This window comes from Paenibacillus sp. 79R4, assembly GCF_013393165.1.
Classification (GTDB): Bacteria; Bacillota; Bacilli; order Paenibacillales; family Paenibacillaceae; genus Fontibacillus.
In genome coordinates, this window is sequence record NZ_QJOT01000004.1 from 395,364 (window position 1) to 420,833 (window position 25,470).

Below are 25,470 nucleotides of genomic sequence, written 5' to 3' on the forward strand. Positions count from 1 at the left end.
CCCCTTTATTTCCACTCCAGCATAGGTAAAATATCTTGTTGCAGCTCGCACATCTCGTCGATCATGGCACAGGCCTGATAATAAGTCGGAGCCTGCGGATCCAATAGAATCGCCTGCAGCAGCTTTGTCTTGGACTGCTCCACATAAGCTTCGAGCAATAATTTATGGATCGTGCCCTGAATATGAATCGTTCCGATAATCGCTGTTGGCAGTTCAACCGTCATCGGCTTAAGCTTGATCCCACTGCCATTCACGATTGCCTGAGTCTCAACGACCATATCATCAGGAAGTCCCTTGATTGCACCGTGATTCGGCAAGTTAACCGCGTTCAACTCAATCTCATCATCGAAGAAGATCGCCTCAATGATCGGGATTGCATATTCATTACTGCGGTTCACTTTCTCTTTATCGAAAATATAAGCCTCTTCCACCCACAACTCCTGGGTCTGAACCTTCGAGAACAAACCTTGATCTAGATGATTGCCGCTGGCGCAATATACAAAATCAGGCGTTCTTGAATCCTTCTCCCACAGCTTCTCGCGAATTGGATCATAACGGTACTGCAAAGACAGGCCAGCATAGAAATCCTCCGCATAGGAGACATACTCGCCGCAATGGTTGGTGCCTGGATAAGGGTAGTAGCCATAAGTACGATACATCGTTCTCGATAATGCGACATGATCGAATTGCGCCAGACGGTTAGCCTTTTGTTCCTTCTCATCTAACAACGGATACAGATCCTCACCTGTCTTTTTGTTCCAGATTTTGGTGAAGAAGCCGAAGTGGTTTAAGCCGCCGCCTTCCATCCCGATTTCAGCAATATCCATCTCCAGGAATTGGGACAGCTGTTCAATCCCCATATCAAGTCCATGGCATAGTCCGACGATCTTGATGGAGGTCAGCTTCGAGATCGCTTCTACCAATTTCGCTTCAGGGTTCGTATAGTTAATAAACCAGGCATTCGGGCAGACCCGTTCCATCGTACGGGCGATCTCCAGCATTGGGCCAAGGTTGCGCAGAGTATGGAACATCGACCCGGGGCCGCCGTTCTCGCCATAAATTTGCTTGCTGCCAAAGTGCCGCGGAATATGAAAGTCCTGCGACCAATAGAAATAACGGTTCACCTCAATCGCCACGATAACGAAATCCGCACCTGTCAGCGCATTTTCCAGATGAGTAGTCTGCCAGATTTCCGCCGGATGAGAGAAGGCCGTAAACATATCTGTAGCATATTTATAGGTTCTCGCCACATTCTCCTCCTCGATATCCATAAGCGCGATTTCCAGCTCAACTTGCGACTTCAAGCGCTCGGACAACACCATATCCTGCAGTGCTCCTAGAGCAAAAGAGACGCTTCCAGCTCCGATCAAAGCAACTTTCATTTTCTTCATGATGTTCTTGCTCCTTTATCGTTTTTTAAGGCCATGTACCCTGCCCCAATCACGCCGGCATCAGGGCCGAACTTTGACAGGACTACATTGACTTTGTCGCTTAAATGCTCAAACACCTTGGTTTTAGCGCTTTCAACAATTTTATCTATCAACCATTGGTTGTTATAGACGACGGCTCCGCCAATCACAAAAATATCCGGATCGATCGTCTGCATTAATGAAGCAATCGCATTGGAGAAGTACTCAATCCAGGTGTTTACCACCCCGACTGCCTTTTCGTCCTGCTGTTGATATCGATCGAATAATAAATGCGCCGTAGCCTCGCTGCCGTACAATTTCTTGCTTTCCTCTTCCAGGGCCCTGCCGCTGCACAAAGCTTCGAGCGTTCCGGGATATAAGGTCGAATGCCGCTTGCCGTTATCGGATATGACCATGCTTCCAATCTCGCCGGCATAGCCATGGGCGCCGTGAAGCACCTCGTTGTTGAGAACAATTCCGCTGCCGATCCCTGTGCTGACTGTAATATAGATGGAATGTCCATATGCCTGGGAAGCCCCACGCTCTGATTCAAGCAATGTCACAACATTTACATCATTCTCGAAATGAACCTCATAACCGGAAAAAAAGCGTTTTATAAATTCGACGTTGATTCCTTCCAAGCAGGGAATATTGGTCGCATCATAGATAATCTCCGTTTGCTCCTTCCAGGGAACAGGCAAGGCAATACCTATGCTGTCAGCCTCCTTGTGGTGATCCACCTTCCCGATCATGCGCTGGACATATTCGAAAATCTCTTCGGCATGCTGAAACCGGCTTGTTAATGCTGTCTCTTTCCGAACCAGCTCCAGCTGCTCATTTACCAACCCGACCCGTATGTTTGTTCCTCCAATATCTACTCCAATAACGCTGTTACTCATGATTTGAACTCCTCAGTTATTATCGCTGTTTGATATATTTCGCTGCCTCCGAATCCAGGAAGAAATCGATATGTTCGTAACCAAGCAGTTCCTGGGCCGGCAGCTTCGCTTCCGGATCAGTAAAAATGGCTCTCACGATCCCGGCTTTGCGTGCACCGGTAATCGCTACAATCACCCGCTTGCTTCCTGCTACCTGATTTAGCCCCAAGGTAATTCCTTTCTCCAATACCGTAGGTTGTCGAAAATACTTCTGAGCCACCGTTCTGGTCGTCTCCGACAGCTCTACGACACTGCTATGATCCAGAACCGGACAACCCGGCTCGTTCAGGCCGATATGGCCATTCATCCCGACTCCCATCAGACTGAATGTAATAGGGTGCTGAGCAATAAATCGATCTATTCTCAGACATTCCTGCTCCAGATCCGGCGCCGTCCCGTCAAAAAATTCTATTTGCCGAGGCTCCAACCGCACAAGCGAGAATAAATCCTGATTCAGCATTTGATAGCAGCTGCCTTCGGATTCTCTGCTTATTCCAACCCACTCGTCCAGGCTAACCATGTTGAGCTGCTGAACTTTAGCTTGGATATCAGCATCGGCAGCAAACTTCATATAGCTCTTCTGGGGTGTGCTGCCCGACGCCAGGCAGAACACCGGATGCTCATTGGCCAGATGCTCTTTCATTTCACCGGCAATCGCATCTGCCACTTGTTCTTCCGTTGCAAAAACTTTAATCATCATGTCCACTTCCTATCCGGAAATTACTTTGATCATCTCATGCTGAAGCGATAATATCGCCGCGCCGACAGCCGCCGAGTGCTGCGAATCGCTGTAAGTGATGGTTGGGGTCCACTCTGCGTATTGCTCTACATAATAGCTTGTCCTCTTCAGAATCCGATCCGGGAACAAGGCTACCGTCTTGCCGCTGATAATGATCCGGTCAATATCGAGCACACTGATGATATTCACCATCGTCAGAGCCAGATGCTTGGCTACATAATCCGCACAGGCTTCGATGTCTGCTTCAGAGCCAAGGTCATAATGGCTCAGCAAATGCTGAATCCCCAGCTTGCTCTCCAGCCACCCGACAGAGGAAGGCGATCTCCTGTATTCGGGGTCAAAGCACATATACTCCAGCTCGCCTGCGCTTGCGTTGAAGCCTCTATGCAGCTCTTTATTAATAATCAAGCCGCCGCCAATCCCGTCCCCGACTGCGATATGAACCAGATCGGCCAGCGGTTGCCCGGCGTTCTCCAGATTGCGGAACTCAGCGACGGTAGAAGCGTTTACATCGTTCTCCAGAAAAATCGGCAAATCCACCCGATGTATCAGATTTTCGATGATCGGCTCATAGTTGTAATCCTGCTCCTTATTGTCCTGAATCCTCATCCGGATCTTCTTCTTCCTTGTGTTTATCGCGCCGTCAACCCCAATGCCGATACCCAGAACAACGCTATTCGTTCGCTTCGCTACTTCCTTCATCCGCGTAATAATGTCTTCAAAAATCGAGACGAACTGCTCGCTATAAAATGGGATATCCGTCTCGGTGGAATACGAATCGATAACTTTGCTATAAAGATTGATAAGCAGTGCAGTAATTCTGCTGCCTATGATCTGGATGCCAACGGTTACATAGCTATTCTCATTAAAACGGTATACCGTTCTTTTTCTCCCCAGGCCGCCAGAACCTTCCCGACTTTCTCCGGTCGCAGTCAACAGGCCGATTTCTTCAAAAAAATTGACAATTTTACTCACCGTTACAAAGCTCATCGCCGTCTTTTCTGTAATTTCTACCTTGGCTAATTCCGGGTTCTGCATCACAATATCAAAAATGATCTTCCGGTTCTCATCCTTAATGTCATTGGGCAAAAACGACTTCATCCTGTCACTCCTTTCAATTTATTCAATGTAATTAATTAATGTTCTTAAATAATTAGTGAAAATAATAAAGGCCAAAGCTGACCTTTACAAAATATTATATACATACTGGGCTCAGTGTCAACAACTTTTCCCCGCGCACGGTTCCGAGCAGTTCTGATCCGTTTCGATATCATAGCTGCTGATCCTCAATAATCTCTACGAATTTCTGGGCAGAGATCGATAAAGGCACGCCTTTCAAAGAACATACCCCGATGCTTCTGCGCGGAATCCCTTCGCTTAACGGCAGCTCATACAGGACTCCCTTCTTCAAGTACTCTTGGGAGAATTCCTTCGTCACACAGGCGATTCCAAGGTTGATCCTGGCGAATTCAAGCAGTAGATCATGCGAACCAAGCTCAAACTCCGGGGCAATCTGAATTCCCCTAGACCGGATGTGCTCCTCCACATATCGTCTGGAATTGGAATTCTTCTCAAGCAATATCAACGGTTGTTTCACAACCTCCTCCAGGCTCACCGGAGCGGACAGAAGCTGCCGATACTTCTCCCCACCTACAAATATGTCCTGGATGTTGAAGCAAGGCCGAAGCTCCAGCGTTGAATCCGCAAGCGGAAAGTTGCAGACCGCAATATCCACCTCGCCGGATTTTAGGATCGTGCATAGCTCCTGGGTCGTCCCGTTTACAATTTTGAATTTAATATTGGGATATTGATTATGAAAAATCTCCAGCTTCGGCAGCAGAAAATAACGCGAGATCGTGTCTCCAACGCCGACCTTTAATTCGCCCATCGTTAAATTTTTGAAATCCTGGATTTTCTCCTCCCCAGCCTGAATCAATTTGAGCGCTGAGTTCACATATTCAAATAGCAGACTGCCTTCGTCAGTCAAGGACACTCCTTTGGGCGTTCTATTAAACAAGCGGATGCGCAGCTCGCTCTCCAATTGCATAATCGCCTGGCTAACCGCCGGCTGTGTCATATACAAATCTCTGGCTGCTTTTGAGAAGCTTTCGCTTTTGCCGACTTTGCAAAATATTTTGTATAAATCCAGCTTGCTCGACATATAATCACCCCTTATACCGGACATTTGATATATTAATTTTACTTATATCACTATTGCATTGTATATTACAAGGGTAGGTTCAAAATGATTGCGAATTTTTGAACAACCTCTACATCTCGAGGACACACTATATGAGCTGAATATAGGTTCAACTTATAGTGCAAGTCAAAAAGTCCGGTTTTCAGCACTAGAGGCGTATGCCTCGATGTGCGTTTTGCCAAACGCTTCAGTTTGTAATGAAACTAAGGGATGGGGAGCGGATTGTTAGATATAGGATTAATTGGAGATCTTGCCGCGCTGATGAAATTCTATATTCGCAAGAAAACCAGCCTTGGGATCGCGGTCGCTTATCCTTGGATGATATCGATCGGCGTCTCACCCACAGGGGACTTTTTGAAATACTTCTAATATAGCTTACGAGGAGCGATACTATTGGAAAGAGTAGTTGGAACTGTAGTCAGAGGCCTGCGCTGCCCGATTATCAATCAGGGAGACAGCATTGAGACAATCGTCGTGGACAGCGTACTGAGGGCTTCCGAAATCGAAGGCTTTGAAATTGGTGATAAAGACATCGTGACGATCACTGAATCGATCGTAGCGCGTGCCCAGGGCAATTACGCAACCATCGATCATATCGCAAAGGATGTTAATGCTAAATTCGGCGATGACACGATCGGAGTTATCTTCCCCATTCTCAGCCGTAACCGCTTTGCCATCTGTCTGCGAGGCATCGCTAAAGGCGCCAAAAAAGTCGTACTAATGCTTAGCTACCCGTCTGACGAAGTCGGAAATCATCTGGTCGATCTGGACCTGCTCGATGAAAAAGGCGTCAATCCATGGACGGATGTGCTGACCGAACAGCAATTCCGCGAGCATTTCGGATATAATAAGCATACTTTTACCGGTGTGGATTACATCGACTATTATAAATCGCTGGTTGAAGAATACGGCGTTGAATGCGAGGTCATCTTCTCCAACAACCCGAAGACGATTCTGAATTACACCAAGAGCGTCTTGACCTGCGACATTCACACCAGATTCAGAACAAAGCGGATCTTAAAAGCAAATGGTGCAGACAAAGTCTTCAGCCTGGACAATATCCTGGCTGAATCTGTGGACGGCAGCGGATTTAATGAGTCTTACGGCTTGCTTGGCTCCAATAAATCCACCGAGAGCAGCGTGAAGTTGTTCCCGCGCAATTGTCAGCCGATTGTGGATAAGATTCAATCCGTACTCAAAGACAAGACCGGGAAACAGGTAGAAGTTATGGTTTACGGAGACGGTGCGTTTAAAGATCCTGTGGGCAAGATCTGGGAACTGGCCGATCCGGTTGTATCCCCGGCTTACACGGCAGGTCTGGACGGTACGCCCAACGAAGTAAAATTGAAGTACCTGGCTGATAATAACTTCTCTCATCTGAGAGGGGAAGAACTGCAGCAAGCGATCGCTGAGTACATTAACAATAAAGAATCCGATCTTGTTGGCGCTATGGAATCGCAGGGCACTACGCCAAGAAAGCTTACCGACCTGATCGGTTCCCTGTCCGACCTGACCTCAGGCAGCGGCGACAAAGGTACGCCTGTCATCTATATTCAGGGCTATTTCGATAATTACACGAAATAATAAACAGAACCGCCCGGCGTCGAACGCCGGACGGTTTTTTTGTGTCGGCAGGTCATTCAGAGCTTCAGAAATCCTGCCGATATGGGGCCAAACTGCTCTCCAGCAATTCCCTCACAAACTCCCGCAATGGTTTCGGCTGCACAACCTCCGCCTCAGGCCCGTAAGCGAGCAGCCTGCGGGCCATAAACGGAAATTCCTCCGGTGGGACCCATCCTCTCCACTCATGATCCTTCACCAGCTTGAAGACCAGATCTGACTGGGCCAGCCTTGCCCCGAAATCGGTAAAGCGCACCGTCACTTCTGTCTTCTCCCTATTATCTGTTGAGACTAGCCATTCCTTCAGTGTAGGTACGGAAGTACCCGTATCCTGGAGGATTGATAATTTCTGCATTCGATCGAGCCGGTATAACAGCACCCGCTCACGCTTTTGGGCCGGCATATACCAGTAACCATGCTCATAATAAATGCCAATCGGATAAGCTTCCACTTCCTTCAGCCCGCTGCGTGATGCGTAAGTGAATGCGATCTGTTTTTTCTCCATGGCAGCATGGATGATCTGTGTTGTCAGCGCTTCCGGCTGCTCAGCGTGATTTTGTAAAAATGCAATATGTTGGCTCATTTCGCTGATCCGATCCTGGACATCGCTTGGCAAGCTGGAGAAATAGTGATCAGACAGCTGATCGCGTATGGAACCGTAAGGAAAGTCAGGCACCTGCTGCAAGTACTCCATCATCATGAACAGGCCAAACGCCTCATGCTCAGTAAGCTGCAAAGGAGGCAAAATCCGATTTGGCAAAACCCGGTAGCCGCCGTTGGCACCCACCTCAGTATATAAAGGGAAGCCCAACTGCTGTAAATAATCGAGATCCCGCTGAATGGTACGGACCGATACGTCAAATCGTTCAGCCAGTTCACGAGCTGTAAATTTCTTTCTGGCGTCCAACAGACGCATAATCATCAGTCTGCGTTGATTCAATCGCCTCACCTAATTACGTCAAGTTTTGTCATAATTATAATATAACATAGTCCATAGAAAGGAGCGATAGCAAATGAATAACAATAAAGTCGTGTTATACCTTGCAATAAGCTTGGACGGTTACATTGCCAGAAATGACGGTAGCGTTGATTGGCTGTTTGATGTAGAAGGGGACGGAGGTGATAACGGGTATAGCAAATTTTACCATACAGTGGGCACGGTAGTGATGGGGCGGCTTACGTATGACGAAGTGCTCAAGTTGGCCGATGAATTCCCTTACGCAGATAAACCATGTTATATCTTGTCCCGGACAGAGCAACCTCCGGCCCCACATGCAACATTTACGAATGAGGCCCTGGATACGCTGATCCCGCGCTTAAAAGCCGATTCGGAAGGCGATGTCTGGCTTGTTGGTGGCGGACAGCTTGCAGCCGCCTTCCTGGAAGTCGGTTTACTGGATGAGCTCCATATCACCCTTACTCCTAAAATCCTCGGGGAAGGAATTCCGCTGTTTCCCCAAGGAACGGTGCCAAGCACTTTGCGCTTAAAGCAGATAGGGCAGATGGGGCAGTTCGTTTCGTTAATCTATACAACCCAGACAGCAGGTTCATAACAAACTCAAGATTGGGCTTGGGCCTGGCGGTATAGCTCGCGGGTCTTGTAACCCGCCCGAAGGATCATCTTCATCTCCTCGCGGCGCTTCGCCACCGTCTCCTCCTGCTTCGCACTGTAGACATAACGTGCCCAATCTTTATGATATCCCGGGGTTAGCGAGCGATAGAAGCTTAGCAGCTCCGGGGTGTCCTCCAAGTCCTGTTCAACGTTCGGGATGAAACCGATGTAATCGTCCACTCGCTGACTTGATTTTGCGGATGGGCTTCCCTTGCTCTTGTTTTTGCCTTTAGCATCCTCTTTGAATCCGACGACGGTAAAGACATCATCCAGGCCGACCATCCGGGCGAATTTAATCGTGCTTGTCCCGATATAACCCTCCTCATCACTGCCAAGACCCGGGAACAGATCATCGCGATGAATGTATGTCGGATAGACCTTGTTTCCTTTCTTGGGATAAGCGGCAAAGAGATAACCCCCGCTGCTGAGATTCCGATGCTTAATAACCTGGTCAACCAGTTCCTGCAGTGATTTCATATCCAATACGAACGTGAATATAAGATCATACGCCGGGTCCCCCAGCACCGTATCATAGCCGCTTAACGCCTGCAGATAATCCGTGCCTTCCGGTTGATTTAATACCGCAACCCGTTCGTACTTGTGCAAATTCAGCTTTTCCACAATCGACTTCGACATGCTGCTTCCTCGCTTTCTTCCTCTGGTGCAGGGTACCTTCTATATTTCCCTAAAATGAATGCTCCCCATAAACCGGGGAGCATTTGCATATGCTGTCCTGTGTTATGTCGCTGGAATCAGGTCATTTAGAATAAATGATTCCACAACCTGAGCCACGCCATCATTCATATTCGTGTCTGCAACATAGTCGGCCAGCTGTTTGATCTCCTCCGGCGCATTGCCCATGGCAACGCCCAGACCGGCAAACTCAAGCATCGCTACATCGTTATATCCGTCGCCCATGGCGATAACCTCCGAGCGCTCGATTCCGAGCTGGTTAATCAAATGATTCAGGCTGGTACCTTTATTGACACCATTCTCCGTGAACTCAAGGAAAAATGGCTTCGAACGCATCACGTTCAATTTTCCGGTCAGCTTGGCTTTCAGCTTCTCTTCAACCCGTACAAGCTTGTCCGGGTTTTCGACCATCAGCACCTTCACAACAGGGACCTGAACGGCTTCGATGAAGCTTGGCACTTTGGCGATCTTCATTCCGGTAATTTGCGCTTCAATATGGGTATACTCATTCGCCTGCTCCGTCACAATGTCATCGCCAACATATGTTAGCGCCGATACGCCCTCCTCCATACTCAACTCATAAAGAGCGTGAGCTGTCTCCGGAGTCAACGTGCTGCTGAACGGCTCCTCTCGTGTCTTCCAATTAATAATCTTCGCCCCGTTGAACGATAGAATATAGCTTCCGAACCGCTCCAGCTCCAATTCATCGGCCAGGGCCTTCATTGCATACGTAGGTCTCCCTGATGCCAGCACAACCTTTACGCCAGCCTTCTGCGCAGCCATTAGCGCTTGCTTGTTGCGGGGCGAGATCGTGCCATCATCGCGAAGTAAAGTATCATCCAAATCTAGTACTATCATTTTATATGTCATTCTACAGCCATCCTTTATAAGAGAGAATTCGAAAAGTCCGCTTTGGATAAAAAAAATCCATCGGGGTCAATGCATGAATGAGCGACTGTGATTCAATTCTTGCGAAATAGATTTCATCAGTCCTAGCTGATTCACCTATAAATTCTATAGCTGACACGAAGTCAATCGAGAAATGACTTCGTACATCAAATTTTGAACTCACCCGGGTCAAGCAGATGCTTACGGGTAATGTTATCTACGGTGGCCTCTCAGGTGCTTAGGTGCTTAGGTTTAGGTGCTCAAGTGCTCAGGTGCTTATGTGTTCACGCACTCACTATAAGCATAGACTTCCGAAGTTGTATTCTCCGAGCGCAGCCCCGCTTCTCACGCCCTGGCTTCATTCGACTGCATTGTTTGGTAAAAACGCACACCGGAGGCACACGCTTTGGTGCTGGAAACCGGACTTTATGAACATCCATCGAAACAGGCAGTTTAAAAAGTCGTTTTGATCCCGAGGTAACTCATGAAGCATCTTCGACGTCAAAGCTTGAATTTAGCCGACCGGGCCTTCCTCTAACGAAACACGGTATCGTTATTTGAGCCCAATTGGGCTGACTAAAATTCTAACGAAACAGGGTATCGTTATTGAAGCAAATTAGGGACTTTACGTGGGGAATTCCCCAGAATAGCGATAGGGTGTTTCGTTAGATTTCGTTTGCCGCTGTTTTTGCGGAAATAACGCTCTGTAGTTTCGTTAGACGCAAAAACGGCATAAACTTAGCCAGGCCTACCTCTAACGAAACACGGTATCGCTATTGAAGCCCAATTGGGCTGACAAAAATTCTAACGAAACAGGGTATCGTTATTGGAGTAAATTAGGGGCTTTACGTGGGGAATTCCCCAGAATAGCGATATGGTGTTTCGTTAGATTTCATTTGCCGCTGTTTTTGCCGAAATAACGCTCTGTAGTTTCGTTAGACGCAGAAATGGCAGCAGCAAATCACGACGCGAGGCTCCAGCATACGATTCTGTCATTTCTACTATATCAGATATCGCTGGCATTTACCCTCTCAATTGTTGGGCAGCTTGCCTGATTCGTTCCACGGTCTCTCCTGTAACATAGCAACTGCCAAGGTCGCCATGAAATACAACGCCCTGTCTGACGCCATGATAATCCGAGCCCCCGGTTGCTATCAGATGATATTCATTGGCGATCGCTAAATATCGTTGTTCTTCCGCGGGCCCATGGTCCGAGTGATATACCTCAACTCCGGCAGGCTGGCCCGCCTCGATAATCGTACGGACTAACTCGTCATCCCCGTACAAGCCAGGATGGGCGATCACCGGAGCGCCGCCTGCTTCGCGAATCCACTCCATCGCCTGCTGCGGCGATATTCTTGGTTGTGCGGCATAGCCAGGCTTCCCTTCTGCCAAATAGCGATCAAAGGCCTCGCGCATATCGCGAACATAAGCTTTGCGCACCAGCGCATCTGCAATATGTGGGCGTCCCAAGCTCTCATCCGGTCGCAGGCTGCGACCTAGACCGTCGATAACCTCTTGCAGCGTGATCGACAAGCCTAAGGCTTGAAGATTGCGGATAATCTGCTCATTGCGGGCATCACGTGTTGCACGCAGTCCGGCCAACCGCTCCAGCAGAGCGGAGTCCTCAATATTTAGCGCATAACCGAGCACATGAATATCCTTGCCACCTGCCTGAGTGCTGATCTCAACCCCGGGTATGACATCTACGCCTATGCGCTCCCCTTCGGCCATGGCGGAAGCGATTCCGGCCACGGTATCATGGTCGGTCACCGCAAGACCAGCCAGTCCTTTCTCCTTCGCCAATCGGACATTCTCCTCCGGTGTGTTCATCCCGTCCGAAGCCCGGCTATGAGTATGTAAATCATATCGAGATTCACGAGTCTCCTTCATTACGCCTGCACATCCTCGCACATATATTTGATATCCGACTTCACCCCGCCCTGCTCCATTCATCTGCGTCATAGAACATGTGCTGGAAGCGAATTGCCCTTTGTAATAGATTTTTAGTTGCTCTAACGGCAGATCAACCATCCGCTTAGCTATGCTACAGAACTGTGACACATTCTAACGGAAATAGAGGACGTTAAATAGAGAAAATAAAGATTCCGGAAACTCTAAGGGAAATGAGCGATCTTTATATCCTAAAAATACGGCGAATCAGACATAAGTAGACAGCCAATAGCGCACCAGGTTTCCGTTAGAATTCTGAAAGTGCCGAATTTGGCAAAATAACGGCTCTCTCTTCCGTTAGAGTTCGATAACCCCGGCTATGACAATCAATATGTCAATCTATCAATATGTCCATAACTAACCTCTACAGCAACTGTCCGTATTCTCTCAAAAAAGTGAGAAAAGTAACCGCCGGAACCGGCAGCAAAGCCGACTTCAAATGAACCGAGTAGAATTGCCGTTTAAACTCCGCATCTTCGATATCGACTACTTTCAGCAGCCCCAGCGCTTGTTCATGCTTCACTGAGGAAGGGGAGATGATCGTAATGCCAATCCCTGCTTCCACCGCAGACTTCACCGCCCCTGTGCTTCCCAGCTCCATCACGGATTCGATCCGCTCTGGTTCAAAGCCTCTATACGTCAGTTCCGACTCCATCACCTGCCGTGTTCCCGAGCCCTTCTCCCTTAATACGAAGGGATAGCTGACCACTTCCTGGAGCGCCACCCGCTCCCGCCCGGCCAAGGGATGCCCGGCCGGCACGATCAGCTTCAGCTCATCTTCCATCACAGGCTCAAAGCTTAGATCCGGATGCTGAATCGGCGCTTCTACTAATCCAAAATTCAATTGATGACCGACGATCTCATCGATGATTTGCGTCGTATTCATGACTTTGAGTGCAATCGAAATATGAGGATACTGGCTGGCAAAAGGACCTAGCAGCCTCGGAAGTACATATTCCCCGATCGTCAGACTGGCTCCCAGCTGCAGCCTGCCCTCCAACATAAAGTTAAGCCGCGACATCGCCTTCTCGGCATCCCGCATCAGCTCGATGCTTCGCTTCGCATAAGGATACAGCGTCTGACCTGCCTCCGTAAGCTCAACTCTTTTCGTGGAGCGCACCAGCAGCTTGCTGCCGAAGTAATCCTCCAGCGATTGAATCTGCATCGTTACCGCAGGCTGTGTCATATGCAATGCCTGGGCAGCCGCCGAGAAGCTCCCCCGTTCGGCGACGGTATAAAAAATATGTAATTGATGAAAATTTAAAGCCACCGCGATCTCCCCCCTTTTCTTACAATAGCATGGCGCTCATTACAAAAAAAGGGGCCGTCCCTCCAGCAGGTTAACGGCCGAAGGGTGGCTCCTAACAAATTTGTTCCGCTAGCGCATACAGCTGACCGTCTCCTGTGTCACAAAGCCTTATTTCCGCTTACGGCTATTTTTCATCAAGGTCATACGCCGCGAATGGCGAAGCCAGGAATAATACGATTTCAAATCACGAAGCTCAATCGTCTCCGACATCAAGCCAAGAAAGGTCACGACAATCATACGATGCAGCGGTCGACCCGCTAGATCGAATTCTCCGGTTAACTCACTGAATTCAGCGACCATAACGATGTCATCATCCACAAGATATACATCTTCTTCTTTTCTATAATAAGGGGTTATCCGCCCTTGCTTCAGGCGTTCCCACAGCCAAAGAGCGATATCTTCATACCGGGCCTTGGCATCTTTAATACGATCCTCGTACCTAACCTTGGCATGATTGGTTATCACGATATCAGCGATTCTTTTATCGCCCAGAGGAACATGGAAAGCTTCATAGGTTCCCCACCGTTCTGTAGCCTTGTCTCTCATGCCGCACCTCGCATCGATAGGACTTTATAACTATGTATATTTGCCTATTATATTACATTATAACCTATAATTCTACAAGGCAGGTAACTGTATGAAATCCACGGATAAGGTAAAAGGATATAGATCTTTCCTACTATTATTAGTTTTTCTGAATTATTGACAAAATAAAAAACAGCGGCACGAATCTGCCGCTGCTTCTATAAATCATCTCTTTAGAATCACAATCGCTTTTCAGATCATAATTCAATTCTACAAGCCGTAGAATTGGGTCTTATCCGGAACGTCCTTGCTGTATTCCGTTTTAATCTCGTTGCGATACGAACGCTCGATTTTGCGCACATAAGGAAGACGGCGAATATTCTTGATCGTATCCTCGGCACGCTCCGCGTTCACATACATCACAACATAATGCATCCGTCGGGATAAGTAATGCACGCTCCCGTATTTCTCCAAATTTCTAGCCGCCTTCAAATCGTTTACCCAAATAATGTAGCCTGTACGCTCCGGAAACATGCTTCCTCTCCTTTCGATTGATTCTATGCAGGTGCCACACCGCTTAAAGTGCGGCAGCCTTCAATCGTTGCTTTGTACAGCTGTTATCCGCAGCTGCATTTCCCGCCGCTCCCGCAACCGCATCCGTCTGAAGGATTCGGATCATTGCTTGGCACCTTAATTGTATCAGAAACCGAATAAGCAATGATCTCTGACATTTGATGCAAAATGCCATCAAGCTCAGCCTCGGCTGCCTTGAACTTGCTTACTGCTTCGAACTGTTCCAGTTCGAGTTCCACCGCCTTAACCCGATCCTTTGCTTCATGATAGTTGGGGTGGAAATGTCCGAACCGCTGAGTCTCCTCGAACAGTTCCTTTTGTGCGTTCAGCTTCCGGACAAGAGCCTGAATCTCCGCACTTTCATCCACACGCTGCTTCCAATATAAATAATCGGAGACGGCGGTAGAGTTATTTATCATATCGCCCAATTCATAGGCGTATGTTAGCACTTCGGCCATATCAACCGTAACTCGCTCAGTTACGCTCATGAATGATCAACTCGATTCTATGCAATTATATGCCGACAAGTCATTTCATCCGTCCTACTGCGACTTCCTTCATTAACTATAGTCGACGAAATAATCATATCATACTCTCTGCCTGAGCGAAAAGGGGCTTATATTTCCGGAAGAAGAATACGCATCTCTTCCCATTGCTCCGGCCCTAGCGAAACTTGACGTTGCGCCTTATCCGAGTCCTTCCTGTCTGGAGGCATGAGCAGACCATGAATGCGCCAATTCTCATCTCCCTCCAGCCGCTCGGGAATCAGTTCCACCAGCTGCTCGTCCATTCGCAATATGATCTTCGTATCCCACTCCAGGGCCTGCTGAGCGATCTTCCGCGCGGTAGAAGGATGGTATTTCCTTAATTCCTTCAACCACACTGCGGGAATATCCTGCATTCCGGGGAATAATTGATCCCGTTTGGGTATGGATATGTCCCGTTCATAGAATTGGTAATCGCGGCCATTGTATATCCAGGCGGGTTGGTCAGCAAAATCCCGATTCGGAGCCGCTTCTTGCTCCGCTATCTCCGCAGCGGCCTCCAGCCGTATATACTGCGGCTGCGATGCTTGCCCAAGGCCCGGTCTGGGCGGCGCCAGACCCAGTTCCTCCAGCGCTTTTTCCACCTTGTTCAGCTGAATGGGATCCACAATAAAAGCGAGCGGACCGATGGGCTCCAACATCTCCATCAGCTCCGGATGGGCGGTGATCCTGCCAGCCGCCTCCTCATCCTTGCAGCGAAGCAGCTGAACCTCAGCAAGGGAAGTCCGCCCCATCTCTTTGGCCCATTGCTTCAGGGAGAGCAAGACATTATCAGGAATGCCAGCCGAGCCATTGTGCAGAAAATCAATAGCTTCCTCGACCGTTCTTCCTTGCTGCGTGGCAGCAGCGATGCTGGTCCGGCTAAGCCGATAAATGGACATGGCGTCCATCGTTACGCTCTCGCAATACAGTTCAAGCTCCCAACGCACCCGAAAGGAAACCTCCGGCGGTACGATAATTTCAAAATCCGGCTGAATATAGAAAAGTGCCTCAGCGGCAAGTTGAGACTCACTAACCTCACTATTCTGTTGAACAAATACCGGCTTCACACTCCAGCGAAATACAAGCTCTCCATCATGGCTCTCGCCAAGATCCATCCAGCCCATCCCGCTGAGGGCCTCCAGCCAGCTTCTCATCCATAACTGCTTATCTTCCGGCAGCTCTCCGGGGAGCATTCGCTGCTCTGTTAATGATGCGCAAACTTCACGTATGGAATACCATTGTCGCTCCGCCAAATCCGCTGCGATCAGCCGGAAGGCGAAATGGGACAGAGTAACATCATCAGGTACATAGCGTAGCAATACCTCACGAAGCAGCTTATCGTTCATCTGCTGCGCAGAACGGCCTAACCATACCGACAGCTCATGAGCATTCAGGCTCCAGGCCCCCCGCTCCTTGCGGATCAGGCCGAACGCTAGCAGCATATCAAGCAGCACGGCGGCATGGGCCGGATATGCCTCCTGATGGGGGTAATGCAGATCAAGCCCAACAAGATCCTTCTCCGCCAGCTCAATCTGCTCCAACCATTTATTCAGCGATTTCTGGTGAATAGTTCCCTTGGCCGTAAGCCGCAGCCCATGATGGGCAATCCAAGTCAGGCTGCGGAACAAATCTGCCACAAGCCCCCGCTTGGCAGCCTGAAGCAATGTGATATTGCCAGGTATCACCCGGGCAGAATCAAGGTTGTCCCAATGGCTCCAGTAGTTAATTAATACATCCCCGGGAATGTAGTAAAGCCTGTCCCCCCAGGACTTCTTAACGGCGGCAACCCGCCCCTTGCGAAGCATGTCCGGCAGAGCTGCCCGCAGCTCTGCTCCGCTTAGGCTGTCCACTGCCGCAGCGTTCAATTTGCTTAATGTGAACGGAGCACCGGCGAATTTACGAATTATCGCTTCGATCATGCTTCCGATACCCCCTCAATACTTTTGGAGCCAACGGACTTAAAAGAATGATCCCCGTGTTCCATCATGATCGCATATTCATATCCCTGTTCGATCAGGAACAACTGTCTGCGCGCAGCAAATTCCTGCTCACGAGTTCCGTCCGAGACGAGGGTGTAAAAATACGCGGTCTCCCCATCCGCCTTCGGACGCAAAATCCGGCCAAGCCGCTGCGCCTCCTCCTGTCTGGAGCCGAAGCTGCCCGAGATTTGAATGGCTACTGCAGCATCCGGCAGGTCGATAGCAAAATTGGCTACCTTCGATACAGCCAGCACCTGAATTTGTCGGCTGCGAAAAGCCTGGAAGCACTGCTCTCGTTCGTCCTGCGGCATTCTTCCGGTAATCAATGGGATATCCAGTTCGTCCGCAACCTGGCGCAGCTGCTGTAAATACTGGCCGATGATCAAAATTTGCCGTCCAGCATGACGTTTTAACATTTCTTTTAAGACAGCGATTTTATACGGATTCTCCGCTGCAATCCTGAACTTGTCCCGGGCTCCGGCAAGATGGTAGCGCTCCTGAAGAACCGGCGGCATCGCTGCCCGGATCTCCCGGCATAACACCGTAGCGATATACCCGCGCTCCTCCATCTCCTTCCACGGTACTTCATAGCGTTTGGGCCCGATCAAAGAGAACACATCACGCTCTTGGCCATCCTCACGCACCAAGGTAGCCGTCAATCCCAAACGCCGGGTCGCCTGAATATCCGCTGTCGCGCGGAATACCGGTGCCGGCAGCAGATGTACCTCATCATAAATAATCAGGCCCCAATCCCGTTCATTAAACAGCCCCATATGTTTAAAGCCTTCTTCCTTCTTGCTGCGATGCGTTAATATTTGGTAAGTAGAAACCGTAACTGCTCTAACCTGCTTCTTCTCCCCAGAATATTCACCGATCATTTCCGAAGTGAGCGTCGTCTTGTCCAGCAGCTCAGCAATCCATTGTCGTACCGAGGTGACGCTGGAGGTTAAAATCAAAGTCTCGCATTGGAACCGTTCCATAGAAGCAAGACCAATCACCGTCTTCCCTGCCCCACAGGGCAGCACAAGCACGCCATTGCCTCCTGAGCCTTGCTCCTGATCCCTCGCGAACGCGGCGACGCTTTGCTCCTGATACGGTCTTAGCTTGAACATAGCCCCGTTCGAAGTAACATTTCTCAAGGTAAAGGAGAGCGATTGACCAGCATGATACCCCACCTGATCGAGCACAGGATATCCCAAACGGGCCAATTCCTGTTTTACGCTGCCGCGATAGGCAGCCGGGAGCTTTATGCGCAGCCCGCCGATGCGAGTCAGCCCGAAGGAAGACAAGCTGGGTTCGAGCTCCAACTGGTGAAAAACCTCTTCCTCCTCAGCTTCCAGCCATAACATTCCCTCCTCGCCTTCGGCAGGAAGCAGCTTTAATTTTCCATACCTTGACACCGTCACCTGAATATCTGAGATGACGGCCGGAGGAAGCGCCCACCGCGAGATCGACTCCAGGGCATTCACAATCTCTACCGCAGACTTCCCCCCGGCGGCCGCATTCCACAGCGATAGGGGGGTAATACGATATGTATGATAATTAGCCGGACTCTTCACCAGCTCAGCCATCTGAATCAATTGTGCCCGCGCTTCTTCAAAGCCGGGATGATTCTTCTCCAGCAATACCGTACCGTCCCTCTGTACAATACATGCTCCAGCGGAATTCAAGCGCTGCACCTTCCTTCATTATTTATTCTCACCCACCAGGAGCTTCTCTCCTCCCGATGGCAACTCCTAAGTTATAGCATTTCCAATCCCTCTGAAAAAAGACGAAACCTATTCATTACAACAACTATTATCATAACAAGAGATCAACTAACCTCCAAACGGTTTGTCATATATTGTATTTTATTGTTTGTGAATAAAATCACTATGTCTATTCTTATCCTATATTACAATAAGAGGGATCTTAAAGAAGCCAAATGCAAACGAAGGAGGGGATAACCGCAATGAAATGGGCCGTGAAGAACTAATCTTCCACTTCTCATTTCAAGTTACACTCTCCTTTTTTATGCGCATCTTTAAGTTCTAATAGAATAGAAAATGGAGGGGTTAAAACCATGCAGAAAAAAGCTGCAGCAATCCTGATTCTCATGTTATCTTTCGCACTCGTTATCGCAGGCTGCGGAAGCGGGAACCAGAACAAGAAAGATAATCAAGGACAGAACGACACCAAAACAGAAGAGGCCGCTGGCAATGAAGCTGTCTCAGGCGCATCGAAAATGACTTACACACCACTGGATCAGCTCCAGGACAAATACGATATCATCATTGTCGGTGCGGGCGGCGCAGGCATGTCTGCCGCACTTGAAGCCAAGAGCAAAGGCTTGAACCCTGTTATTTTTGAGAAAATGCCGGTTGCCGGCGGGAATACGCTTAAAGCGTCTTCGGGTATGAACGCGTCCGAGACGAAGTTCCAGAAGGAACAAGGGATTGAGGACAGCAATGATTTATTTTATGAGGAAACTTTAAAAGGTGGCCATGGCACCAACGACAAAGAATTGCTTCGGTTCTTCGTGGACAATTCAGCCAGCGCAATCGATTGGCTGGATTCCATCGGAATTCGATTGAATAATATTACGATCACCGGCGGCATGGGCGAGAAACGCACACACCGTCCTGAAGATGGATCCGCAGTTGGACAATACGTTGCTAACGGATTACTTAAAAATGTCCAAGAAAAGGAAATCCCGTTGTTCGTTAATGCTACTGTGAAGGAAATTACTGAAAAAGACGGCAAGGTCAACGGTGTTAAGGTTCTCTTTGATGAAAAAGATGAGAAGACCATTACTGCAGACGCTGTAGTCGTTACAACCGGCGGCTACGGCTCTAATATGGAGATGATCTCCAAAGTTCGCCCGGACTTGGAAGGCCTCGTTACTACGAATCAGGAAGGCAGCACAGGCGATGGCATTCAAATGATTGAAAAGCTTGGCGGCATGACTGTGGATATGGATCAAATCCAGGTTCACCCGACCGTACAGCAAGATAAATCGTATCTGATCGGAGAAGTGGTACGTGGTGAGGGCTCTATCCTTGTCTCTAACGAAGGCAAGCGCTTTGTCAATGAACTGGATACACGCGACAAAGTAACAGCAGCTATTAACAAACTGTCGGACAAATCGGCTTACCTTGTATTTGATTCCGGTGTGAAATCCCGCGCGAAAGCGATTGAGCAATATGAGAAGATGGGCTTTGTCCTTGCTGGCGATTCAATCGAAGCTCTAGCTAAAGAAATGGGCGTACCGGCGGATTCCTTGAAGACGACACTCGATACATGGAACAATGCCGTGAAGGACAAGAAGGACGCTGAATTTGGCAGAACAACCGGCATGGACAACGACCTGTCCAGCGGACCGTTCTACGCGATCAAAATCGGCCCTGGGATTCACTACACCATGGGTGGTGTAAAGATTAATACCAATACCGAAGTAGTAAATAAAGACGGAGAACCCATCCAAGGTTTATTTGCGGCTGGCGAAGTTGTCGGCGGATTGCATGGCGAGAACCGGATCGGCGGTAACTCCGTTGCTGAGATCATTATTTTCGGCCGTCAAGCAGGGATCAAATCGGCTGAATACGTTCAAGCACAATAAGATATTTATCAATAGCCAAAGAGCTCGAAAATCGAAATTGATTTTCGAGCTCTTTTATTTATGTAAAATCACCCATGGCATACTTTGACACTTCATGATAATATAATATATCAAGATATTTGAATATATGAATTTTTAAAGAGGTTGTTTAAAGGTCCGCTTTTGAACACACCCTTTAAGGTTTGAAAGGTGGGGGGAATTCTATGAATACCCAATTGCAAGCGTTCAAGGCTGAATTCTTCAAAGCGTTGGCCCATCCGCTTCGCATTCGTATTCTGGAGCTGCTATGTGAAGGAGGAAGAAGCGTCACTGAAATACAGACTTTGCTGGAAAGCGAAGGTTCGGCCGTATCCCAGCAGCTTAGTATTTTGCGGGCCAAAAATATCGTGGTCGGAGTCAAGCAAGGCAAGCAGGTCATGTATTCTCTGGTCGACCCTATGGTCGCCGATTTATTAGTGATTACCAAAGATATTTTCAACAATCATCTGATCCACATTATTTCTATTTACGAAGACCAGGATTGAACAATTTAAGAAAGAAGGCTCAGTTGTGAATACTCTGTTTACGGGTATTTTCAAGAAATACTCACTCAAGCAATTACAAAAAGACTTAATCGCCGGCATCGTTGTCGGCGTTATTGCGATTCCGCTTGCTATGTCCTTCGCGATCGCATCCGGCGTAAAGCCGGAGTACGGGATATACACAGCGTGCATCGCCGGGATACTGATCTCCCTGTTCGGCGGCTCCAAGTTTCAGATCGGAGGGCCGACAGGTGCTTTCGTACCGATCCTGCTCGGTGTCGTGCTCACCTACGGTTATCAGAATCTGCTGATCGCCGGCATCCTTGCTGGAATCATCTTATGTCTTCTGGGTATATTCAAATTAGGGTCATTAATCAAATTCATTCCAAGGCCTGTCACGGTCGGCTTCACCTCCGGGATCGCAGTTATTATCTTCACAGGTCAGATCGCCAACTTTCTGGGGCTTATCGGTATCGAGAAGCATGAGACCTTCATCGCAAACATGAAGGAAATCGCTATCCATATCGGCACGATAAATATATACAGCGTGATTACAGCGGTGATCTGCCTGGCGATTCTGATCATTATGCCGCGCATCATGCCCAGAATACCGGCCCCGCTCGTCGGAATCATCGTCTCCAGCCTCATTGCCGGGTGGTTATTCTCTGGCCGTATACCGACCATTGGGTCGACCTTCGGGGTTATACCAAGCACGTTGCCGAAATTCCAAATACCGTCCGTGAGCTGGGATACCCTGCAGCTCTTAATCGGCCCGGCCTTTGCAATAGCCATGCTGGGTGCTATTGAATCGCTATTATCAGCGGTAGTCGCTGATGGCCTGACCAATACGAAGCATAACAGCAACCGGGAGCTGATCGGCCAAGGGATCGCCAATATCATTACCCCGCTGTTCGGCGGGATTCCTGCTACCGGGGCAATCGCTCGTACGGCAGCTAATGTGAAGAGCGGAGCAACCTCCAAAGTGTCCGGGGTAATCCATGGAATTTTCGTTCTGCTCACCCTCCTGCTTCTGGCCCCGCTGGCTTCGCGGATTCCATTAGCAAGCATGGCGCCAATCCTTATGATCGTTGCCTGGAATATGAGTGAGCGGGCTCACTTCAAGCATATTCTCAAGATGAAATCCGGGGACTCGCTAATTCTTGTCGTCACCTTCCTGCTTACCGTCTTCACAAGCCTGACCATCGCCGTCGAAGTCGGCCTTGGGCTTGCACTGCTTCTATTCACCAAGAAAATGAGCGAAAGCGTGACAGTCAAAAAATCGCTGCCGAGCCATCTCCGCGAAAAGCGCGAGAAGATCACCCAGCTATGGAACGAATCCAGCAGCGCCCCAACCATTAGTGTATATACCGTAGAAGGTCCTTTATTCTTTGGAGCAGCGCAGGATTTTCATGAGACGGTTGCCAGCTATATTAAGCAGAAGCCGAAGTTTCTTATTTTGCGAATGGGCAATGTCCCTTTCATCGATACGACGGGCGAAGCTTATTTCCGCAGTATTATCCATCAATTCAGAGCTCAAGGGGGCAAGCTGTTGATCGCCGGACTGCCGCCTCATGTGAAAGAGACCCTGGTCCATAACGGGCTGTATTATACGATCGGAGGAGAGCATTTCTTTGAGCATGTGAACGAAGCAATTACTTTCTCCGTTGAGCGATTGAAGCAAGATAAATTCGATCACGTTCAATCTCTGCGGCTTTCTTGAGTACGGGAACCGATAAGCAATCGTACTCTCTTGTATGACTTACAGCATCCGATGTCCTCCAACAGGAGAGTTCGGATGCTTTTTCATTTACAAACGGCTGAGCTTCGGAAGATATCCCATTGCAAGCGCTTGGTTGGGGCTGCATTTTCATCTGGCGGTTATCCATCTGAATGCTGAATTGTTATACTGTTTGCGCCCTCGCCCAATATATATCTGTATAGAGGATTTTATCTTCCAAGGATCCGGAGGTATCAATATGTTCAAAAAAACGCTGGCCGTGCTCATTCTCATCATGGGGCTGATCTACATCTTCGCAAGCTCTGCGCTTATTTTCAAGCTGATTCCGATGTGGCTGATTCTGCTGTACGCTTATTTGCATAGATCCCGGCTCGACAAGCGTTATGCTCTGCTTGTGATCACTGGACTTTTCTTCTGCATGCTGGGGGATGGTCTGCTCAGCTATTTTGTCATCGGGCTATCGGCTTTCCTGATTGGGCATCTGTTCTACATCGCCGCTTTCATCACGAAATGGAAGTTCTCATGGATTCGATTATGTACGATCATTCCGTTTCTGATCTATGCAGGATTTATAGCGAACCAACTAGTTCGAGCCATGCATAATACCGACAACGAGGGGCTGATTCTTCCCGTTATGATCTACTTGCTGATCATCCTGTTGATGGGTTGGTTGTCCATTATGAGCGGAAATATAGGGTCTATGATGGGCAGTACGCTATTTATTATTTCGGATTCAATCCTGGCCTGGAACAAATTCATCTCTGACGTTAGCTACTCCGGGATATTGATTATGCTAACGTATTACACAGCTCAATTCTTAATAGCCAATAGTGTGGGTCAGCGGGGACAGCAAACCGATGCTTCTAATACGAACAGCCTCGCCCGTTAAGGGCGAGGCTGTAATAACACGGGTTGACGTAAGCTTAATGCTCATCCTGATAAGTCTCCGCCATGGAGACCATTAGGGCCGCAGCATGAAGCATAGCTCCTTCGTCAATATCAAACCTTGGGTGATGATGCGGATGTACAATTCCCTTCTCTTCATTGCCGGCACCAACGAGCACGAAGCAGCCCGGGATCTGCTGTAAATAATAGGAAAAGTCCTCTGCCGGCATAATTTGCGCCGCGATCTCTCCTTGTAATCCGGGCACCTTGCCTACGGCCCGTTGGAAGCGATCAACTTCTGCCTCATCATTGACCAGGCTAGGATAGCCAGTAATGTAGTGGATGTGGGCCTCGGTGCCATACGATTGGGTAATCCCCTCTACCAGAGCATGGATTCGCTCGCGGATCACCTGTCTTGTAGACTCATCGAAGCATCTGGCAGTCCCGGATAGACGGCAGCGATCGGCAATGACGTTTTGTGCCGTTCCGCCTTGAATCGAGCCGATGGTTACTACAGCAGGTTGCAGGGGATCTACGGAGCGGCTAACCACGCTCTGCAATTGCATCACAAGCGACGATCCGGCTACGACGCTATCCACCGCTTTGTGCGGCATCCCCCCATGGCCTCCGCGCCCTTGGATATCAATGAAGAAGTCATCTACCGAAGCCATCATCGGTCCGGCAACGCTGGCCGCCGTACCTAGCGGCAGCGGAGTCCAGAGATGCACGCCATAGATCACATCAACGCCTTTCAATGCCCCCGCTTCAATCATCCCGACCGCTCCGCCGGGACAGGTCTCCTCAGCAGGCTGGAACAGGAGACGGATCTCCCCGCGCAGCTCCTGCAGCCGCTTACTGTAATATTCAGCCACCGCCAGCAGCACGGAGGTATGCCCGTCATGGCCGCAGGCGTGCATCACTCCAGGGACCTCGGAGGCATACTCGCACTCCTTCTCGTCCTGGATAGGCAGAGCGTCCATATCAGCACGAAGTGCGATCGTCTTGCCTGGCAAAGCGCCACGCAGTCGGCCAACCAGCCCGTAGCCCCCTTCTATTTCCGTGACCTCTATTCCAAGTTCCTTCAAAATACCTGCCACATAGGCAGAGGTCTCCTTCTCTTTGAACGACAGCTCCGGATGGCGGTGCAGATGTCTTCTTCGCTCTACCATCGCTCCAAACAGCTTCTCCAAATCTCCCAGCTCCACCATATCACTTCCTTATAGTAAGGTATCAAAAAGTTATCCGTTAAAACCTTTGCAAAATATTTAAGTTATATTGTAGCAGAAAATCCGTTTATTCGGATACTGGGTTGGGCAAGAAAGCGGCAGCAACCCCCTATGAGCTGTGTTGATCAAACCTTGCGTAAGTAGTAGAAACATAATATCATGAGAGGAGAACTTTTAAGGGGGCATATTGGACGATGATTGTTGAAAATACGGGTTTAGACGGATTACAAAGCGATTTAGCTTACTTGGACGAATCCGCTGAGAAAGTCGGCTTCATCCGCTGGCAATGGGAATATTACCGTGCTACATACGATTACAAAATTGAATTCAACAATGATGACTACTACCTCCGAATTAATACGCGTGCCGTTGAAGGCAAACTGGAGCGTCCTGACACGGTTCTGGCTATCGAAGCCGTATATATGGGGCGGGCTACCTTCCCGCACGGTCTCGAATACGAATCGGAGATCCCGGCACAAGTAATTAAGACAGCCAATAGCAAACTAACCGAGCTAAAGGATCTGCTCGAAGCTTGAG

At 48.9% G+C, this 25,470-nt stretch carries 24 protein-coding genes and 1 pseudogene; 8 read left to right on the forward strand and 17 right to left on the reverse strand.

The window, feature by feature from the left end; all coding sequences use genetic code 11:
• Window positions 1-5: 5 nt before the first annotated feature.
• The 5 genes from DMN77_RS07780 to DMN77_RS07800 form a co-directional block, all read right to left on the reverse strand.
• Window positions 6-1,391 carry a family 4 glycosyl hydrolase gene (locus tag DMN77_RS07780; protein WP_179014274.1) on the reverse strand — a complete coding sequence of 462 codons (1,386 nt, stop codon included), beginning with the start codon at window positions 1,389-1,391 and terminating at the stop codon, window positions 6-8.
• Window positions 1,388-2,308, reverse strand: coding sequence for an ROK family protein (locus tag DMN77_RS07785; RefSeq protein WP_068781929.1), 921 nt, complete (start codon window positions 2,306-2,308; stop codon window positions 1,388-1,390). Before DMN77_RS07785 ends, DMN77_RS07780 begins: the two co-directional genes overlap by 4 nt.
• Window positions 2,309-2,327: 19 nt before the next feature.
• Entirely contained in the window at window positions 2,328-3,047 is a 720-nt protein-coding gene (locus DMN77_RS07790) for a 6-phosphogluconolactonase (protein WP_256872284.1), read from the reverse strand.
• A 9-nt stretch (window positions 3,048-3,056) separates the two neighbouring features.
• Entirely contained in the window at window positions 3,057-4,187 is a 1,131-nt protein-coding gene (locus tag DMN77_RS07795; RefSeq protein WP_179014276.1) for an ROK family protein, read from the reverse strand.
• 169 nt (window positions 4,188-4,356) lie between these two features.
• Complete coding sequence (locus tag DMN77_RS07800; RefSeq protein WP_179014278.1) at window positions 4,357-5,247, reverse strand: LysR family transcriptional regulator; 891 nt, start codon at window positions 5,245-5,247, stop codon at window positions 4,357-4,359.
• 261 nt (window positions 5,248-5,508) lie between these two features.
• On the opposite strand from DMN77_RS07800, the gene DMN77_RS07805 reads away from it, so the two are divergent.
• Both DMN77_RS07805 and DMN77_RS07810 read left to right on the forward strand, forming a co-directional pair.
• Complete coding sequence (locus DMN77_RS07805; protein ID WP_157259357.1) at window positions 5,509-5,655, forward strand: hypothetical protein; 147 nt, start codon at window positions 5,509-5,511, stop codon at window positions 5,653-5,655.
• A gap of 24 nt (window positions 5,656-5,679) precedes the next feature.
• Window positions 5,680-6,870: a coenzyme F420-0:L-glutamate ligase gene (locus DMN77_RS07810; RefSeq protein WP_068781933.1), complete on the forward strand. Its 1,191-nt coding sequence runs from the start codon at window positions 5,680-5,682 to the stop codon at window positions 6,868-6,870.
• A gap of 64 nt (window positions 6,871-6,934) precedes the next feature.
• Here DMN77_RS07810 and DMN77_RS07815 read toward each other — a convergent pair whose 3' ends face one another.
• On the reverse strand, window positions 6,935-7,846 hold the full coding sequence (locus DMN77_RS07815) for a helix-turn-helix transcriptional regulator (protein WP_068781934.1): 912 nt from the start codon (window positions 7,844-7,846) through the stop codon (window positions 6,935-6,937).
• Between the two features lie 73 nt (window positions 7,847-7,919).
• Between DMN77_RS07815 and DMN77_RS07820 the strand changes: the two genes are divergently transcribed.
• Window positions 7,920-8,459: a dihydrofolate reductase family protein gene (locus tag DMN77_RS07820; protein WP_179014279.1), complete on the forward strand. Its 540-nt coding sequence runs from the start codon at window positions 7,920-7,922 to the stop codon at window positions 8,457-8,459.
• Between the two features lie 5 nt (window positions 8,460-8,464).
• Here DMN77_RS07820 and DMN77_RS07825 read toward each other — a convergent pair whose 3' ends face one another.
• The 10 genes from DMN77_RS07825 to DMN77_RS07870 all read right to left on the reverse strand — a co-directional run bounded on the left by DMN77_RS07825 (window position 8,465) and on the right by DMN77_RS07870 (window position 18,635).
• The gene (locus DMN77_RS07825; protein ID WP_068781936.1) at window positions 8,465-9,154 is read right to left on the reverse strand and encodes a YdeI/OmpD-associated family protein; all 690 of its coding nucleotides are present in this window, start codon (window positions 9,152-9,154) and stop codon (window positions 8,465-8,467) included.
• A gap of 102 nt (window positions 9,155-9,256) precedes the next feature.
• Window positions 9,257-10,081 (reverse strand): Cof-type HAD-IIB family hydrolase, encoded by an 825-nt coding sequence (locus DMN77_RS07830; protein WP_179014281.1) that lies wholly within the window; start codon window positions 10,079-10,081, stop codon window positions 9,257-9,259.
• Window positions 10,082-10,984: 903 nt separating this feature from the next.
• On the reverse strand, window positions 10,985-11,122 hold the full coding sequence (locus DMN77_RS07835) for a hypothetical protein (protein WP_179014282.1): 138 nt from the start codon (window positions 11,120-11,122) through the stop codon (window positions 10,985-10,987).
• A complete protein-coding gene (locus tag DMN77_RS07840; RefSeq protein ID WP_179014284.1) occupies window positions 11,123-11,992 on the reverse strand; it encodes a PHP domain-containing protein in 870 nt (289 codons plus the stop codon). It abuts the gene before it with no gap.
• 424 nt (window positions 11,993-12,416) lie between these two features.
• Window positions 12,417-13,322 carry a selenium metabolism-associated LysR family transcriptional regulator gene (locus DMN77_RS07845; protein WP_068781939.1) on the reverse strand — a complete coding sequence of 302 codons (906 nt, stop codon included), beginning with the start codon at window positions 13,320-13,322 and terminating at the stop codon, window positions 12,417-12,419.
• A 147-nt stretch (window positions 13,323-13,469) separates the two neighbouring features.
• Window positions 13,470-13,907 (reverse strand): hypothetical protein, encoded by a 438-nt coding sequence (locus DMN77_RS07850; RefSeq protein WP_068781940.1) that lies wholly within the window; start codon window positions 13,905-13,907, stop codon window positions 13,470-13,472.
• A 249-nt stretch (window positions 13,908-14,156) separates the two neighbouring features.
• Window positions 14,157-14,420, reverse strand: coding sequence for a YlbG family protein (locus tag DMN77_RS07855; RefSeq protein ID WP_068781941.1), 264 nt, complete (start codon window positions 14,418-14,420; stop codon window positions 14,157-14,159).
• A gap of 83 nt (window positions 14,421-14,503) precedes the next feature.
• Window positions 14,504-14,947: a YlbF/YmcA family competence regulator gene (locus DMN77_RS07860; RefSeq protein WP_068781942.1), complete on the reverse strand. Its 444-nt coding sequence runs from the start codon at window positions 14,945-14,947 to the stop codon at window positions 14,504-14,506.
• 128 nt (window positions 14,948-15,075) lie between these two features.
• A complete protein-coding gene (locus tag DMN77_RS07865) occupies window positions 15,076-16,905 on the reverse strand; it encodes a helicase-associated domain-containing protein (RefSeq protein WP_179014285.1) in 1,830 nt (609 codons plus the stop codon).
• Window positions 16,902-18,635 carry a DNA repair helicase XPB gene (locus tag DMN77_RS07870; protein WP_179014287.1) on the reverse strand — a complete coding sequence of 578 codons (1,734 nt, stop codon included), beginning with the start codon at window positions 18,633-18,635 and terminating at the stop codon, window positions 16,902-16,904. The genes DMN77_RS07865 and DMN77_RS07870 overlap by 4 nt, the downstream gene beginning before the upstream one ends.
• Window positions 18,636-19,027: 392 nt before the next feature.
• Between DMN77_RS07870 and DMN77_RS07875 the strand changes: the two genes are divergently transcribed.
• The 4 genes and pseudogenes from DMN77_RS07875 to DMN77_RS07890 all read left to right on the forward strand — a co-directional run bounded on the left by DMN77_RS07875 (window position 19,028) and on the right by DMN77_RS07890 (window position 23,711).
• Window positions 19,028-20,563 carry a flavocytochrome c gene (locus DMN77_RS07875; RefSeq protein WP_179014288.1) on the forward strand — a complete coding sequence of 512 codons (1,536 nt, stop codon included), beginning with the start codon at window positions 19,028-19,030 and terminating at the stop codon, window positions 20,561-20,563.
• A 203-nt stretch (window positions 20,564-20,766) separates the two neighbouring features.
• The gene (locus tag DMN77_RS07880; RefSeq protein ID WP_068781946.1) at window positions 20,767-21,087 is read left to right on the forward strand and encodes an ArsR/SmtB family transcription factor; all 321 of its coding nucleotides are present in this window, start codon (window positions 20,767-20,769) and stop codon (window positions 21,085-21,087) included.
• 25 nt (window positions 21,088-21,112) lie between these two features.
• A pseudogene (locus DMN77_RS07885) lies at window positions 21,113-22,771 on the forward strand (SulP family inorganic anion transporter); the annotation flags it as partial.
• A gap of 289 nt (window positions 22,772-23,060) precedes the next feature.
• Window positions 23,061-23,711, forward strand: coding sequence for a lysoplasmalogenase (locus DMN77_RS07890; protein ID WP_069188400.1), 651 nt, complete (start codon window positions 23,061-23,063; stop codon window positions 23,709-23,711).
• A 34-nt stretch (window positions 23,712-23,745) separates the two neighbouring features.
• Here DMN77_RS07890 and DMN77_RS07895 read toward each other — a convergent pair whose 3' ends face one another.
• Window positions 23,746-24,915 carry an amidohydrolase gene (locus tag DMN77_RS07895; protein ID WP_068781947.1) on the reverse strand — a complete coding sequence of 390 codons (1,170 nt, stop codon included), beginning with the start codon at window positions 24,913-24,915 and terminating at the stop codon, window positions 23,746-23,748.
• 212 nt (window positions 24,916-25,127) lie between these two features.
• Here DMN77_RS07895 and DMN77_RS07900 point away from each other — a divergent pair, with 212 nt between their 5' ends.
• Window positions 25,128-25,469 (forward strand): YugN family protein, encoded by a 342-nt coding sequence (locus tag DMN77_RS07900; RefSeq protein WP_068781948.1) that lies wholly within the window; start codon window positions 25,128-25,130, stop codon window positions 25,467-25,469.
• The last annotated feature ends 1 nt before the right edge of the window (window position 25,470 follow it).